Source organism: Corallococcus sp. bb12-1, assembly GCF_026626765.1.
Taxonomy (GTDB): Bacteria; Myxococcota; Myxococcia; order Myxococcales; family Myxococcaceae; genus Corallococcus; species Corallococcus terminator.
The window spans coordinates 608,451-624,473 of record NZ_JAPNJZ010000007.1 but is presented as its reverse complement, the minus strand read 5'-3'; the positions used below and the strand labels follow the sequence as shown (position 1 = coordinate 624,473).

Below are 16,023 nucleotides of genomic sequence, written 5' to 3'. Positions count from 1 at the left end.
GCGGCAGGCGGACCCCCGACTCGCGAGGGCCTGCCCATCCCCTCAGAAGGGCGCGGGGGCAGTGAACTCCAGACGCTCGCCAGTGTGGGGATGCGTGAAGGCCAGTGCCTCCGCGTGGAGCATCAACCGGGTGTCCTCCCGGCCAAAGCGGGCATCCCCGACGAGGGGCGCTCCCAATCCCAGACGGTGCGCGGCATGGATGCGCACCTGGAAGGGGTGCCGGGTCACCAGAACCCACTCCACCCGGGTCCGGCCCTCGCCTCGCTCCAGGACCTTCCATGCGCTCACGGCCCGCTTGCCATGCACCCGGTCCACGCAGTCCTCCAGCGGCGCATGCGACGTTCCGCGCAGGGGCAGCTCGATGAGACCGGACTCCCCCGCCACCGGACCGTCGACCCAGGCGACCTGGCGGTGTTCGGCTTCGCGAAGCGCGAACTGGCGCAGCAATGTGGCCCGGGTCGTCGCGTCCCGGGCAATCACCAGGAGGCCGGAAGCCGCGCGCTCCAGGTCATGGAGGAAGTCGGAGCCGCCCAGCGCCGGGAAGCGCGGCTGGAGCCGGACGAGCACCGAGTCGCGCGCGGGCGCATGACGCTCGGGCACCGTGGGCAGGCCCACCGGCTTGTCCACCACGAGCAGCCACGGGTCCTCATGGAGGACGCGGGGGTCCTCCATGACGGTGGCCGTCCGGGGCGCGGGGTCCACGGACAACCCTTGCAGCATGTACGGCAGGACGATGCCGCACTTGTTGTCACAGGCCGGGTAGTAGACGCCGGACTCGCGACGGCCATCGAGCGGCGGTGCCCCCCACCAGAACTCCGCGAGCGCCAGGGGCGTCAGGCGCTGGCGAAAGGCATACGCCAACAGCTTGGGCGCCGCGCAATCCCCGGCCCCGCCCGGTGGCGGTCGCGGCGCGAACAGCGCGCCCAGCGGCTGGTCTTCCCCCCGCGCGTTCGGAATCACATAAGTGAGCGCCATCCGCCGCCAGAGGTCCCGGGAACGTTCGGCGCGCAGGTGTCCGACTTCGGCCAGCTCCGCCACCCTCGCCGGCTCCACCTCCACGGCCCGGAGCAGCGCGGCATGCCGCCGCCCCAGCGCGGCCAGCTCCGCTTCCCCCGCGGGCCAGAACGCATCGCGCGCGACCGGGTCGAACAGCGGCGGAACGAAGCCCTCCACGTTCCAGGCGCCCCCCAGCATTCCGGAGAACGCACACAGGAAGCCGACCCGGCCTCCCGGCTCCGCGACGACCAGCACGCCAAACATCTTCCCGCCACCGGGCTGCTCCAACGCCTCCCATCGCTCGCGCCGCAGCCGCGCCTGGAGCGCCTCCGCCGCCCTCCGGGCCAACGGCCCCGGCGGTCCCGGCACGAACGGGCTCGGCAGGCGTACGGGCACGTCTCCGGGCAACGGAGGCCCGTAGAAGTACGTCACCACCTGGGAGGACGGCGCATTAATCACATTGATATCCACACAAAATGTTGCCGCGTCGCGTCCACCCTACCAGAGACCCACCCGACCTCATGCGAGAGGAATCCCGGGCAACCTCTTCCTTTGAATCTTCTTAGAGAAGAGGGGTTCGGGTCGCGGTCCCCCAGTAAATCCAGCGCCTTGGGGGGTCTGTTTACTTCTGGCCGCCAACTCCCCTAGTGAAATACGCACACGCAAAGCATGTCTGTGTTTCATGAGAGCGTTTCTCAGGAAGGCGGGAGGGCCTCCTGAGAGTCTTCTTAAGAACCTCTTTTTCATGGCCGTGGGCAGCAGCAGCGCCGAGGGGGCGTCATGTATCGCTTTGTCAAAAGAGGCAGTGGGTCGCGGGCCCGTCCAACGGGGCATCCGCCCAGGGTGCCTGGACGCACCCTGTGGTGGGCCGCTCTGTGTGGCGCGATGGCGTGCCAGCCAGAGGGCTCTGGAGGCCCGGGAGAGACGGGGACCCAGGGCGCCGCCGCGCAGGGCATCCAGATCGTCAACCTCCCCTACCGGGACACGGTGCCCGCGGCGCCGGTGCCGCCGCCATCGCCGAACTGCAACCGGCAGCTCACCGCCCAGGTGGTGGCCCTGGATCAGGTCTACACATACAACCGGCTGGGTTCCTACAACCCCACGGGGATGATGTACGCGCTCCGCGAGGACGTGGAGGCGCTCGACAACAAGGCGGCCATCGGGCCGGGCAACGCCCGCCTGCGCACGGACAAGCGCCCTCGCCCGCTCACGCTGCGCGCCAACGTGGGCGACTGCCTCACGGTGGAGTTCTTCAACTATCTGGCGCCCACGCGCTCCGCCATCCCCAGCCCCTCGCAATCCCAGCCGGGCGTCAGCCGGGCGTCGGGGTCCAACAACGGCTGGAGCTTCCTGCGCAAGGTGCTGCCCACGTGGGTGCTGACGCCCTCGTATGATCGAATCAAATCGCTGCTCCAGGGCAAGCCCGCGGGCGGCCTCTGGTTCAACCTGGGCGCCGAGCTGGAGTTCGACGACGAGCACCGCCAGGACTCCCCCGCCACGCGCACCGCGTCCATCCACATGCAGGGCCTCCAGTACCTGGCGCAGAAGTCGGACGGCGCCTGGGTGGGCACCAACGTCAGCAGCCTCGTGTCCCCCGGTGGCAGCACCAAGTACACCTGGTACGCGGACCACGAGGGCGTCTTCTTCTTCTACAGCATGGGGGCCTCGTTCGGCGGCCAGGGCGACGGCGGCTCCACCGTGCACGGCCTCTTCGGCGCCCTCAACGTCGAACCCGCTGGTTCCAGTTGGTACCGCTCCCAGGTCACCGGCAAGACGCTGGAGGCCGTCACCAAGAGCCGCAACCCGGATGGCACGCCCGTCATCGACTACGAGGTGAAGGACGCCTCCGGCCGCCCGCTGCTGGCCATGCTCGACAGCTCCAACGCCATCCGACACGGCGACCTGGAGGCGCTCATCACCGGCTACGAGCGGACGGTGATGGGCACCAAGACGTCCATCGACACGGGCAGCTTCCGCGAATTCACCGCCATCTACCACGATGAGATCAAGGCGGTTCAGGCCTTCGACGAGTTGGAGTGGAACCCCACGTTCCACAGCGTGCGCGACGGCTTCGGCATCAACTACGGCGTGGCCGGCCTGGGCGCGGAGCTCATCGCCAACCGCGCGAAGATTGGCCCCACCAAGGACTGCGTCACCTGCGAATACGAGGAGTTCTTCCTCGAGTCCTGGGCCAACGGCGACCCCGCGATGAACGTGGAGAAGGACGCCTCCGGCAAGGCCACCCAGGCGCTCTACCCGGACGACCCCACCAACGTGCACCACAGCTATCTGGGCGACCCGGTGCGCATCCGCAACATCCACGCGGGCCCCGCGGAGACGCACGTCTTCCACCTGCACGCGCACCAGTGGAAGTACTCCCCCAGCGTGGAGGACTCCAACTACCTGGACTCGCAGACCATCGGGCCGGGCTCCACCTTCACCTACGACATCAACTACGGCGGCTCCGGCAACCGCAACTTCACGCCGGGCGACTCCATCCACCACTGCCACTTGTACCCGCACTTCGCTCAAGGGATGTGGGCGCTGTGGCGCGTGCACGACGTGTTCGAGGCCGGCACCAGCGACCGCAAGCTGCCCGACGCGGAGATCAAGGACGGCACCCCCAACCCCGCCGTCGTGCCCCTGCCCAACCGCGTGATGCCGCCCATGCCCACCTACGTGGCCACCAGCGTGGTGGACGCCTCCAGCGGCAAGACGGTGACGCGCCCGGCGTTCCCCGGCTTCCCCTTCTACATCGCCGGCATGACGGGCCGCCGCGCGCCGCAGGCACCGCTGGACCTGGAGTTCGACGGCGGCCTGCCCCGCCACATCGTCACGCGGGCGGTGGGCCCGGTGACGTACGGCGCCTCCGGCCGCTTCGACGTGGATCCCTCCGCGCTCAACATCAAGCTGCTGCCCCAGGCCGGCACGGCGATGGAGAAGAACGCCATCGCCTTCCACGCGGGCGAGTTCCCCAACGCCTCCAGCGTCAGCACGCTCTACGGAGACCTGGCCGCGGGCTATTCCGCCTACACGCCGCAGGGCGGCAGCGGAAGGTTCACCGTCAACGGCCGCAAGGGCGTGGCGGGCGCCCCCTTCGCGGACCCCTGCCCCGCCAACGCGAGCGTGCGCAACTACCGCGCGGCGTACCTGCAGATCGACATGCAGCGCATCAACCGCGCCGGCTGGCATGATCCGCAGGCCCGCCTGATGGTGCTCAACGAGGACGTGGCCGCCACCCAGGACGGGCTGCGTCCGCCGGAGCCCTTCTTCTTCCGGGCCGAGTCCGGCGAGTGCATCAACTTCTACGCGACGAACCTCATCCCCGCGCACCTGGCGCCGGACGACTTCCAGATCTACACGCCCACGGACGTCATCGGGCAGCACATCCACCTGGTGAAGTTCGACGTGACGGCGGCGGACGGCGCTGGCAACGGCTGGAACTACGAGGACGGCACGCTGTCCTCCGACACCGTGGCGGAGCGCATCCATCTGGCCAACGCGGCGGGCGGCGCGTTCGCGGCGGACGGCAACGTGAGCGAGACGGGCACCCGCGTGACGCTGGCCGCCCCGGCCACCCACCCCCGCATCGCCCGCGCGCCCCCCACGGCGCAGACCACCGTGCAGCGCTGGTGGGCGGACCCGGTGAGCGACCGGACGCTGGAGACGGTCTTCACCCATGACCACTTTGGTCCGTCGTCGCACCAGCAGCACGGCTTCTTCGGCGCCCTCATCGTGGAGCCCAAGGGCTCCAAGTGGAGGGACCCGCGCACCGGCGTGTACTACGGCTCGCGCGTGGCGGACGGCGGGCCCACGAGCTGGCGCGCGGACGTCATCATGGCGGATCCGACCAAGAGCTTCCGTGAGTTCGCGCTCGGCTTCCAGGACTACAACCCGCTCTACGACGAGTGCGGCGTGCCGGTGAATCCGCCCAACTACAAGGAGGACGCGCTGCCCGCCGCCATCGGCTTCGAAACCACCCCGATGCCGGAGGCCATCAGCGCCGCGGACCCGGGCGGCATGATGATCAACTTCCGCAGCGAGCCCATCCCCCTGCGCATCTCCCAGCGCTCGTCGCGGTGTGGCAGCCGCAAGCTGCTGACCACCAAGGTCGGGGAGATGTCCAACGTCTTCCGCTCGGACATCCACGGCGACCCCTACACCCCGCTGCTCGCGGGCTACGAGGGCGACCGCATCAAGATCCGGCTGGTCCAGGGCTCGCAGGAGGAGCAGCACAGCTTCAACCTGCACGGGCACAAGTGGCTGCGCGAGGGCGGCGACCCGCACAGCGGCTTCAGCAACGCGCAGGCCATTGGCATCTCCGAACACTTCGAGTTCGAGCTGACGGGCGGCCTGCCGGCCATCGGCGGCACGTATGAGACGGCCGACTACATGTACATGAGCGCGTCCACCGGAGACCTCTGGAACGGCATGTGGGGCCTGATGCGCACCTACCGCCACAAGCAGAAGGGGGTGCGCACCCTGGGGGACGTGGCGATGCTCGCGGTGGACGCCAACCCCCGGTTGGACCTGGCGCTGTCGGCGGGAGGCAGGGAGAAGCTCCAGGCTTATCCGCCCGTGGAGCTGCTGGAGATGCCGGAGCGCGCGGGCCTGCCCCGGCTGGACGAGAAGGACGTCTCCATCCAGGAGTCCTTCGAGATCAACGAAAAGGGCGAAGAGGTGAAGCAGCGCACCGTGGAGTACGTGCTGGAGGAGCGCGAGGCGATGATGAAGATCGACCCCAACCTCGTGCTCCAGTACGAGAGCACCGGGAAGCTGGGCATCAAGCCGGTGAAGGTGGACTCGTGCCCGCGCAACGCGCCGGTGCGGCTCTACGAAGTCTCCGCCATCGACGCGAAGAACTGGTTGCCCGGCGGACGGCTCGTCTACAACGCCGAGTACCAGATCTACGACCCGGACGCGGTCATCTTCGCCCGGGACGTGTACCTGTCGGACCTGAAGCTGGGCAAGCGTCAGCCGGAGCCGCTCATCCTCCGGGCTCGCGCCGGCGAGTGCGTGCAGGTCGTGCTCCGCAACCGGCTGCCCGCCACGGCGTTCACCAAGTCGAACGTGTGGGCGCACCACTCGGCCATCACGTCAGGCTTCAACGTCAACCAGGTGCGCATGTCGAACCATGTCTCGCTGCACCCGCAGTTGGTGAACATGGACGTGAACACGGACGACGGCGCGAACGTGGGCCTCAACGCCGTGCAGACGGTGGCGCCCGGCGCCACGCGCACGTACCGCTGGTTCGCGGGCGAGTTCAAGAGCGCCCCGTGGGGATGGCCGACGAAGGGGCAGATCACCCCCATGGAGTTCGGCATCGTCAACCTGCGCAACATGGCGGACGTGGTGAACCACGGCATGCACGGCTCCATCGGCGCGCTCGTCATCGAGCCGCAGGACGCGGACTGGAGTAGCGACAGCGGCACGGATGCGCAGGCGCGCGTCCGGTACACGCGCCCGGACGGCAGCAAGCAGACGTTCCGCGAGTTCGTCCTCCTCTACCAGGACGACCTGGGCCTGCACACGGACGACTCCCGCTTCAAGGATGACTCCAACAGCAACCTGAACAGCGGCACGGCGCTGCGCAACACGAACGGCATCGACGACTCGCAGGACACCGGCCAGAAGGCGTTCAACTACCGCACGGAACCCCTCTGGGCCCGGCTGGGGGTGCCTCCGCAGATGCCGCCGGAGGACACCAACGACTTCGATCTCACGAACATCCTCAGCTCCTCCGTGCACGGAGACCCGGCCACGCCGGTGTTCACCGCCAAGGTGGGAGAGCCGCTGCGCTGGCGGGTGGGCCAACCCTCCGGCCATTCCCGCCAGCACGCCTTCGCGCTCCACGGAGCCGAGTGGTACCGCAACCCGTGGGCCGCCGGGGCGCAGTCGCGGGTGATGGGTCCCAATGCCACCTCACCGGTCATCTCCACGCAGGGAGGTTCTTCGGTGATGCACCACTGGAACATCATCCCGGAGTACGGCGCGGGCGGGGCCTACGGCGTCAAGGGTGACTACCTCTACCGCGACATGCCGAGCTTCCTCTGGAGCAGCGGCGGTCTGTGGGGCGTCTACCGGGTGCAGTAGCTGCCTGCCTCCCGGCACTTCGTAGGACCCGGGCGGCACGGTGGAGGAAGTCCCTTCCTCCTTCGCGCCGCCGGCTTCCCTTCCCTGCCCACCGCCGTTCCGAGCCGTCTTCATGCGCAAGCCCCTGTTCCTCGCCTCCGCCGGTCTGCTGTCCGCGGGCCTCCTCGCCGTGGGTGCGCACGCGCTCTTCCCGCGCGCGTCCACCGCGGTGGTGCCACCGCCTCCCATTCCCGCGCCTGCCGCGTCGCCGCCGGTGAAGGTGACGCGCGAAGGGGTGTCGCTCGCGTTCAGCCTGGCGCTGGCCCCCCGGCCCCGGGAGGCCGAGCGGGGCTCCTCCCTCCAGGCCACCTCCCGCCTCACCCTCACCGATGCCCGCACGGGAGAACCGCTGGCCGGGCGCCGTCCCCTGGCGTGGATGCGATTGCGTCCCCAGGGTGAGCCCGCGCCGGACGAGGCCGCGTGCCGCCAGCAGGTGAAGACATACCTGGGCGGCTTGATGTCCGCCCGCGCGGACGTGGACTTCAACGCCTACTGGTTCCTCACGCTCAATCACGATCAGACGATCTCCGTCATCAACCCGCAGATCGCCTTCGACCGCACCAAGCTGCAACACCTGGTGTCGGTGGGCGGTGGCGCGGCGGACTGGGCGCTGCTGCCGGACCGGTCGGCGGTGTACGTGACGGTGCCGGTGATGGACACGGTGTCCGTCGTGGACACCGAGCGGTTCCTCGTGACGCGTCCCCTGCGCGTGGGCCGGCAGCCGGGACGCATCGCCCTCTCCCCGGATGGGCTCACCGCGTGGGTGAGCAATGATGGCGACGGCACGGTGAGCATCATCGACACCCCCTCGCACGCGGTGCGCGAGCCGGTGGAGGTGGGGACAGGGCCGCATGCGTTCGCCTTCTCCGACAGCGGGCGCACCGCGTGGGTCTCCACCCGGGAGGCCTCCACCCTCACCGCCCTGGACGTGGCCACCAGCGAGGTGCTGGGCCGCGTGGACGTGGGTGCGGGCGCCACGGGCCTTGCCTGGAGCGAGGTGGCGCGGGCCCTCTTCGTCGCCCGGCCCGGCACGCACGAGGTGGTGGTGGTGGACACCGCCCGCCGCGAGGTGTCGCGCCGCATCCCCGTGCAGGGTGGACTGGATGCGCTGCGCTTCGACAACACCGGCCGCTGGGCCTTCCTCGTCCACAAGGACGCCGGCACGGTGGACATCCTGGACGCGGCGCGTGGGCAGGTGGCCCATACGCTCACCGGCTTCTCCGCGCCGGACGCTGTCGTGTTCACGGACGCCTTCGCCTACGTCCGCAACACCACCGACAGCCGCGTGTCGCTGGTGGAGCTGAAGACGCTGGAGGGCGCGGGCCGGCCCGCGGTGGTGCAAATCACCATGGGGCAGCGCCCCGCCACGGAGGCGCGGGAGCTGGGCATGTCGGATCCCATCGCGCCGCTGCCGGAGGGCAATGGCGTCATCGCCGCGGGCAACGCGGACCGGGCGCTGTTCCTCTACCAGGAGGGCATGATGGCCCCGCGCGGCACGCACCTGAACTACGGCCGCGAGCCTCGCGCGGTGCTGGTGTTGGACCGGTCGCTGCGCGAGGTGGAGCCCGGCGTCTTCTCCGCCCGGGGCAGCGTGCGCGAGAACGGCACCTACGACGTCCAGGTGCTGCTGGACAATCCGCGCGTGGTGACGTGCCTGGAATGGAAGGTGGGCGGCGTACCCGAGGATGCGTCCCTGGCCCGGACCCTGCCGTTGAAGCTGACGCCGGAGTTCGACGCGAAGCGCACGTACGCGCCGGGACAGACGGTGCCCCTGCGCTTCCGCCTGGAGCCCACGGCCGGGAACGGACAGGCCCCGGTGGCCCCCGAGGAGATCCGCGTGCTCCTGTTCAAGACGCCGGGCACCTGGCAGGTGCGCACGGAGCCCCGGCGCGTCTCCGACGGGCTCTTCGAGGTCGACTTCGCTCCGCCGTCCCCGGGCCAATACAAGTTCGTGGTGGGCGTGGAGGGCCGGGGGCTCGACCTGGGCCGTCTGCCCACCTCCACCCTTGGCGTGTCGCAACCGCTCGCCGCCGCCCTCACCTCCGAGACGTCCCCATGATGACCCCGAACTGGAAGCAGGCCCTGTTCGCCCTGGCGCTGACGTGCGCGCCGCTCGCCCACGCCGAGGACGAAGTGCGCGTGCCGCTGCCTGGCGCGCCCGCTCCTTCTGGCGCGTCCCTGGACGTGAAGGTGCCGGACGTGGAGCTGGTGGATCAGCACGGCCGCAAGGTGAAGCTGTGGACGGACCTGGTGCGCGGCCAGACGGTGGCCATCAACTTCATCTTCACGCGCTGCAAGACCATCTGCACGCCGATGACGGCCACGCTCGCGCGCGTGCGCAAGGACCTGGGGCCGCGCTCCAACGTGAAGTTCATCTCCATCACGCTGGACGTGAACAACGACTCCCCGGAGCGGCTGGCCAGGTTCGCCGAACCGTTCCAGCCTGGGCCCGACTGGTCCTTCCTCACCGGAGAACCCGCGAAGGTGAAGGAGGCCCTGGTGGCGCTGGGCGGCTACGTGCCCGACAAGGAATCTCACCGGCCGCTCGTCCTCGTGGGCAACGCGCTCACGAACACGTGGACGCGGGTGGATGGGCTGGGCAATCCCTCGCGCATCCTGGAGGCCCTGCGTGAAGCCCGGGACGCTTCCGCCGCGCCGTCCGAGCTTTCAGCCTTGAACGGCACCGCCGCGCAGGACGCCGCAGCGGCGAAGTACTTCACCAACACGGAGCTGGTGGACCAGCACGGCAAGACGCACCGGTTCTACGAGGATCTGGTGCGCGGTCGGACGGTGTTGATCAACTTCGCCTTCACCTCGTGCAAGGGGGCGTGTTCGCCCATCACCCAGCACCTGTCGGAGGTGCAGAAGCGGCTGGCGTCCCGCATGGGCAAGGACGTGCACATGCTGACGCTGTCCGTGGACCCCACCAATGACACGCCGAAGAGCCTGGCGAAGTTCGCGAAGAAGTTCGGCGCGCAGCCGGGGTGGTACTTCCTCACCGGCTCCCGGGAGAACATCTCCCTCGTGCTCAAGAAGCTCGGCGGCTACACGGAGAAGCCGGACGAGCACAACACCACCCTGCTCATCGGCGATTCGGCCACGGGCATGTGGGTGAAATCTCCCGTGATGGCGATGACCGACAACATCGTCGCCGCGGTGGAACACCTGAACGATCCGAAGTGAGGGGGCGCGGCATGAGGGGGTGGAGCGTGCAGGTCGGCCTGGTGGCGCTGTTGCTGCTGCCGGGATGCAAGCGTGAAGAGCCGCCCCGGGCCGTGGACCCGGCGGCGGTGAAGCACGGGCGCAGGCTCTTCCAGCAGGGACAGGACGCGAAGGGCCAGGCCCTCACGGGTTTCCTGGGGCCGGAGCGGGTGGAGCTGGGTGGAGCGGTCGCCGCGTGTGCCCGGTGTCACGGGCCCTCCGGGCGCGGCAGTCGCGAGGGCGGCGTGGAGGTGCCAGACATCACGCCGGGTTCGCTCGGCCATGCGCGGGCGCGGGGGTTGGGGGACACGGAGGATCGTTCGCGTCCCGCGTACACGCGCGCCACGCTGCTGCGGGCCATCACGGAAGGCGTGTCCGCCAGCGATCGCTTGCTGGGCGTGGCCATGCCCCGCTACGCGCTCGCGGAAGGTGACGCCGACGTGCTGCTCGCCTACCTCCAGGAGCTGGGGGTGGCGACGGAGCCCGGCCTCACCAGCACCACGATCACGGTGGGCGCGGCGCTCCCGCTGAGCGGACGCCTGGGCCCGGTGGGACAGGAGGCGGCGGCGGTGGTGCGCGCGGTCTTCGCGGACGTGAACGCCAGTGGAGGCGTCTTCCGGCGCAGGCTGGAGCTGGTGGTGGAGGACGATGCGGCGCTGTATCCGGCGTCCACGGTGGGCGATGACAAGGCAACGCTGGCGGCCGCGGCCCCTTCCCCCATGGGAAGAGCGGATGCCACCACGCGCCTGCTCGACCGGGACGTCTTCGCATTCGTGGCCAGCCTGCGTCCGGCGCGACTGGACTCCGATGCGCTGTTGATCCGCGACGGCGTGCCGCTGGTGCTCCCCCTGCCGATGGAGCCAGGCGCCCTCCCCGACGAGGGTCCCATCTTCTTCCTCTACCCGGAGGCCGCGTCCCTGGCCCGACTCGTGGTGCAGCACCTGGCCTCCACGTCCGAGTCGCCGTTGCGGCGACGGCCGCTCGCCGTCGTGCACCCGGACGACGCGCCGGGCCGCGCGTGGCGGGACGCGGTGCGCGCGGAAGCCCACCGACGGGAGCTGGCCGTACCGCTGGACTGGGGTTCGGCACAAGACGTGGCGGCGGCGCTGGAGCGGGCCTCCGCCTCGCCTCCATTCGCCGTGCTGTACACCGGCACGCCGGAGGGCCTGAGCGCCCTGATGAAGGCCCTGGAGGCCCAGGCCCCGAAGCTCCCCGTGTTCGCCCCCGCCGCGCTCGCGGATCCGCGCCTGCCGGGCGTCGCGGAGGGGCCCGTCACCTTCCTCTTTCCCGGCGGACTGGGCGAACGCGCGCCCGCCCTGGAAGACGTGGCCGCGTTCATGGAGCGACACGGCTTGAAGCCAGGGCATCCCGCGTTCCAACTGGGGGCCTACGCCGCCGCCCGGGTGTTCGTGGAGGCCGTCACCCGAGCAGGCGCGGACCTCACGCGCGCGGGCCTGCAACAGCAACTGGAGGCCCTGCGCGACTTCGACACGAGGGTCTCCCCGCCCGTCAGCTTCGGCATCAACCGCCGGGTGGGTGTCCAGGGCGCGCAGCTCGCACGGGTGGACCCCGTCACGGGTCGGCTCGTGGCCGTGTCGGATTGGATTGCGCTGTCTCCCTGAGCCTCACCCTTCCGCGCGCGGCACGGAGGGAAGCTCCAGCACCACCCGGGCGCCTCGGCCCTCCGTCAGGTCCACGTAGGCCCGGCCGCCATGGCGCACCGCGACCTCCCGGACGATGGCCAGCCCCAGGCCCGCGCCGGGCTGGCCCTCCGCGTCCGCCACGCGATGGAACGGTTCGAACACCGCCTCACGCTCCGTGGCGGGAATGCCCGGACCGGTGTCGGTGACAGCCACCCGGTTGCGTCCCCCCTCCATCGTCAACCGCACGTGGATCTCCCCTCCCGCGGGTGAGAACTTGAGGGCGTTGCTCAGCAGGTTGTCCACCGCCTGTCGCACGCTCCCCGCGTCGAACCAGGCCTCCGTCCGCGCCGGGGCTTCCAGGTGGACGAGCATCCCCCGGCGCTCGGCTTCCGCGCGGGCCCCTTCCACCGCCTGGGCCAGCACCTCCCGCAGGTCGCCCTTCTTGCGATCCCACGAGCCGCGTCGCGCCGAGGCCATGTCCAGCAGGCTGCCCGCCAGCACCGCCAGCCGGTCCACCTCCGCTCGCGCCTCCCGGAGTGAAGCGCGCAGCTCCTCCGGACTCCGCTCGCGCCGCAGCGCCAGGTCCATGGTGGTGCGCATGAGGGCCAGCGGCGTGCGCAGCTCGTGCGCCGCGTCCGCGACCAGCCGCTCCTGTGCCTCGCGCGCGCCGCGCACCCGCGCCGTGGCCTCCGCGAGCGCGGAGCTGAGCTGACCGATTTCATCCTTCCCCGGATCCACCTGCGTGGGGGACACAAGGTCGCCTTCGCGCAGCCGCCCCAGGTTGAGGGTGATGGCCTCCAGCCGCCGCGCCATCCGTCGCGCCAGCGTGGTCTGCACGCCCAGCAGCACCACCCCCATCACCGCCGCCATCGAGAACGCCAGCCGGAAGTACGACTCCACCGACCGGTCCACCTGCCCGAGCGACGCCAGCAGCCGCAGCCCGTACCGCTCCCCCTGCGGCGAGCGCACGTTCACCATCACCTCGCGCCAGCGGTTGCCGTCGGCGGACACCTCGGTGACGAGGACCGGCTTGCCGTCGCGGCTGTCGGGCACGCGGGGCGGTTCCTCGGGGGCGCCTTCGGGCACCGGCGGATAGCGCATCACCAGCCGTCCATCCGCTTGATACAGATAGCCCTGCGGCGCGAAGGGACGCACCTGCTCCACCAGGGGCGAGACGGCCATGTGCAGGTGCACCTTCTGCCCCGGCCCGTCGAAGAGGCTCACGCTCTCCACCGCCGCCTGGGCCAGCAGGGCGTGGTCCAACGCGCGCTCCAGATCCACCCGGAAGAGCTGTCCCGCCACGACCAGGGCGCCCAGCGTGGCCAGCGCGGGCACCAGCGCCCCGTGCAACCACAGGCGGCGCGTCAGCTTCACGCCGCGCGCCCTCCAGGGAGGCCCACCACCAGCTTGTAGCCCACGCCACGCACGGAGCGGAGGGTCACGTGCGCGGCGGCCAGCCGCTCCAGCTTCGTGCGCAGATAGCCCACGTACACGTCCAGCACGTTGGCGCTGCCATCGAAGTCCGGCCCCCACGTCTGTTCCATCAACCGCGCGCGCACCTGCGGCTCGCCGGGGTGGCGGGCCAGCGCGCTGAAGAGCGCGAACTCACGCGCGGTGAGTGACTCCTCGCGTGAGCCGACGCGCAGCACCCGGCGCCCCGGCTCCAGCACCAGGTCGCCCAGGCGCACCACGCCGTCCTTCACCTCGCTCCGGCGACGCAGTACCTCCAGGCGGGCCAGCAGCTCCTCGAAGTCGAAGGGCTTCACCAGGTAGTCGTCCGCGCCCGAGCGCAGCCCCATCACCTTGTCCGCGGTGGTGCCCCGCGCCGTCAGCATCAAGACCGGGGTGCGCACGCTCGCGTCCCGCCAGCCGCGCAGCAACGTCATGCCATCCATGTCCGGCAGGGACCAATCGAGGACGATGACCTCGTAGTCCTCGGGAGCGCCCAGCGCCAGCGCCTCGCTGCCGCGCGTGCACACCTCCACGGTATGCCCCTCCTCCTCCAGACCGCGCTGGAGCAGGGCCACCATCTTCGCTTCGTCCTCGACGAGAAGGAGTCTCATCCGCCGCACCGCATCCTTGAACCGTGCCATGGGGATCCGCAGCGAGGGGAGTGTTTCACGGCCCACCGCGTCAGGGCCAGCGCGGCCCCTGCATGCGGCGGCACGACCAGGCGCCCCCTGCGCAGGCCGGCTGCCTCCCATCAGGGCTCCGTGCGAAGGCTGGGAGGATCCACGCCCGGCCCGACGCGGTGCTCGCCATCGCGCGAGAGCTGACGGATGCGGGCGCGGACTGGCAGCTCCAGGCCTACGGCCACGCGATGCACGCCTTCACCTTCGAGGGCGCGAACAATCCCCAGGCCGGCATCCTCTACCACCCCGTCGCCGCCCGGCGAGCGGAGGCCGCGCTGCGGACCTTCCTGGCGCAGGTCCTGGGTGACACGACTCCGGGCACATGAGTTGGCGCCTCGGGGCCCAGCGGAAGTCGCGGGCCTGAGGCAAGCTGGGGCCTGCGGGGCCGGGCGCGGGATGAGGGGTGTCCTGCCCGGCGTTCAGTCCCCGGATCCGGGAGGTCCTTCGTGACGGACGACGTGGTGCAGGCGCTTTCGAAGGTGTTGCCGGCGGAGTCGCTCGTCACCGACCCGGACGTGCTCCAGGCGCACCGGAACGACCAGGCGGAGTGGGCGCCTTCGGGGATGCCGTCCGTGCTCGTGCGGCCCGCGTCGACCTCCGAGGTCCGCGCCGTGCTCGACGTGGCCCGCGTGCTCCGCGTGCCGGTGGTGGCCCGGGGCGCGGGCTCTGGCCTGTCGGGCGGGGCGAACGCGAGCGAGGGCTGCATCGTCCTGTCCCTCCTGAGGATGAACCGGGTGCTGGAGGTGGACCGGCGCGGCATGCTGGCCGTCGTCCAACCCGGCGCGCTCAACGCCGCGGTGAAGGCCGCCGCCGCGGACCAGGGGCTCTGGTACGCGCCGGATCCCGCGAGCTGGGAGTTCTCCACCATCGGAGGCAACCTGGCGACCAACGCGGGCGGCCTGTGCTGCGTGAAGTACGGCGTGACGGGGGACGCGGTGCTGGGGCTGGAGGTGGTGCTCGCGGACGGCTCCGTCGTGCGCACCGGCGGACGCACGGTGAAGAACGTGGCGGGCTATGACCTCACGCGGCTCTTCGTCGGCTCGGAAGGAACACTGGGCATCATCACGGAGGCCACGCTGCGGCTGCGCCCTCGGCCGCCGAAGGCGACCACGCTCCTGGCCACGTTCCCCACGCTCGTGGGAGCGGGCACGGCCGTCTCCGACATCATGGGGACGACCCGGCCGTCGCTGCTGGAGCTGATGGACCGCACCACCGTGCGCGCCGTCGAGTCCTGGAAGCCCATGGGCCTGGATGTCGGGGCCGCGGCCCTGCTGCTCGCGCGCTCCGACGCGGGAGGCGCGCAGGGCGAGGAGGAGATTGGATGGATGGCGGCGGCCTGCGAGCGGGCCGGGGCCACCTTCGTGATGAACACCACCGACGAGGCCGAGGGCGAGCTGCTCATGGGCGCGCGGCGGTTCGCCTTCCCAGCGTTGGAGCAGCAGGGCGCGACGCTGCTGGACGACGTGGGCGTGCCCATCTCCCGCATTCCGGAGCTGCTCGCGGCGGTGGAGCGCATCGCGGAGCAGCATGGGGTCCTCATCGGGACCTTCGGTCACGCGGGCGACGGGAACATGCACCCCACCGTCGTCTTCGACCGCGGCGACCTGGACGCGATGACGCGGGCGAAGCAGGCGTTCGACGACATCCTGCACGCGGCGCTGGACCTGGGAGGCACCATCACCGGCGAGCATGGCGTGGGTTCACTCAAGCGCGGCTTCCTGCCCGCCCAGTTGGGTCCGGAGACGCTGCACCTGCACCGCACCCTCAAGGGCGCCCTCGACCCCCTGGGCATCCTCAACCCGGGCAAGCTGGTGTGAGCGGGGAATTCCACCGGGGGCCGGTGAATCCCGCTGTGATTCCAGGGGTTTGAGGGCGAGCAGCGGGAAAATAAATGGCGTGTCGATCTCGCGAACACAGGT

General features: G+C 70.6%; 9 protein-coding genes. 6 read left to right on the top strand and 3 right to left on the bottom strand.

Annotation, left to right across the window (positions count from 1 at the left end; translation table 11 throughout):
- Window positions 1–42 precede the first annotated feature (42 nt).
- The gene (locus tag OV208_RS13120) at window positions 43–1,455 is read right to left on the bottom strand and encodes an RluA family pseudouridine synthase (protein ID WP_267574167.1); all 1,413 of its coding nucleotides are present in this window, start codon (window positions 1,453–1,455) and stop codon (window positions 43–45) included.
- 426 nt (window positions 1,456–1,881) lie between these two features.
- On the opposite strand from OV208_RS13120, the gene OV208_RS13115 reads away from it, so the two are divergent.
- The 4 genes from OV208_RS13115 (at window position 1,882) to OV208_RS13100 (ending at window position 11,951) form a co-directional block, all read left to right on the top strand.
- Window positions 1,882–7,089 carry a copper oxidase gene (locus tag OV208_RS13115; RefSeq protein WP_267574166.1) on the top strand — a complete coding sequence of 1,736 codons (5,208 nt, stop codon included), beginning with the start codon at window positions 1,882–1,884 and terminating at the stop codon, window positions 7,087–7,089.
- Between the two features lie 112 nt (window positions 7,090–7,201).
- Entirely contained in the window at window positions 7,202–9,187 is a 1,986-nt protein-coding gene (locus OV208_RS13110) for a YncE family protein (RefSeq protein WP_267574165.1), read from the top strand.
- Complete coding sequence (locus tag OV208_RS13105; RefSeq protein WP_267574164.1) at window positions 9,184–10,311, top strand: SCO family protein; 1,128 nt, start codon at window positions 9,184–9,186, stop codon at window positions 10,309–10,311. Before OV208_RS13110 ends, OV208_RS13105 begins: the two co-directional genes overlap by 4 nt.
- Window positions 10,312–10,322: 11 nt before the next feature.
- The gene (locus tag OV208_RS13100) at window positions 10,323–11,951 is read left to right on the top strand and encodes an ABC transporter substrate-binding protein (RefSeq protein ID WP_267574163.1); all 1,629 of its coding nucleotides are present in this window, start codon (window positions 10,323–10,325) and stop codon (window positions 11,949–11,951) included.
- Window positions 11,952–11,954: 3 nt separating this feature from the next.
- On the opposite strand, the gene OV208_RS13095 is transcribed toward OV208_RS13100, so the two are convergent.
- Both OV208_RS13095 and OV208_RS13090 read right to left on the bottom strand, forming a co-directional pair.
- Window positions 11,955–13,346, bottom strand: a complete 1,392-nt coding sequence (locus OV208_RS13095) for a sensor histidine kinase (protein WP_267574162.1) — start codon at window positions 13,344–13,346, stop codon at window positions 11,955–11,957.
- Window positions 13,343–14,035 carry a response regulator transcription factor gene (locus OV208_RS13090; RefSeq protein WP_267574161.1) on the bottom strand — a complete coding sequence of 231 codons (693 nt, stop codon included), beginning with the start codon at window positions 14,033–14,035 and terminating at the stop codon, window positions 13,343–13,345. The genes OV208_RS13095 and OV208_RS13090 overlap by 4 nt, the downstream gene beginning before the upstream one ends.
- Window positions 14,036–14,127: 92 nt before the next feature.
- Between OV208_RS13090 and OV208_RS13085 the strand changes: the two genes are divergently transcribed.
- Window positions 14,128–14,430 (top strand): dienelactone hydrolase family protein, encoded by a 303-nt coding sequence (locus tag OV208_RS13085; RefSeq protein ID WP_267574160.1) that lies wholly within the window; start codon window positions 14,128–14,130, stop codon window positions 14,428–14,430.
- 120 nt (window positions 14,431–14,550) lie between these two features.
- Window positions 14,551–15,921 (top strand): FAD-binding oxidoreductase, encoded by a 1,371-nt coding sequence (locus tag OV208_RS13080; RefSeq protein WP_267574159.1) that lies wholly within the window; start codon window positions 14,551–14,553, stop codon window positions 15,919–15,921.
- Window positions 15,922–16,023: the final 102 nt, after the last annotated feature.

Coding starts and splice junctions, on each gene's coding strand:
- OV208_RS13105 (WP_267574164.1), top strand. CDS start 9,184: ATGATGACCCCGAACTGGAAGCAGGCCCTGTTCGCCCTGGCGCTGACG.
- OV208_RS13100 (WP_267574163.1), top strand. CDS start 10,323: ATGAGGGGGTGGAGCGTGCAGGTCGGCCTGGTGGCGCTGTTGCTGCTG.
- OV208_RS13085 (WP_267574160.1), top strand. CDS start 14,128: ATGCGGCGGCACGACCAGGCGCCCCCTGCGCAGGCCGGCTGCCTCCCA.
- OV208_RS13115 (WP_267574166.1), top strand. CDS start 1,882: ATGGCGTGCCAGCCAGAGGGCTCTGGAGGCCCGGGAGAGACGGGGACC.
- OV208_RS13090 (WP_267574161.1), bottom strand. CDS start 14,035: ATGAGACTCCTTCTCGTCGAGGACGAAGCGAAGATGGTGGCCCTGCTC.
- OV208_RS13110 (WP_267574165.1), top strand. CDS start 7,202: ATGCGCAAGCCCCTGTTCCTCGCCTCCGCCGGTCTGCTGTCCGCGGGC.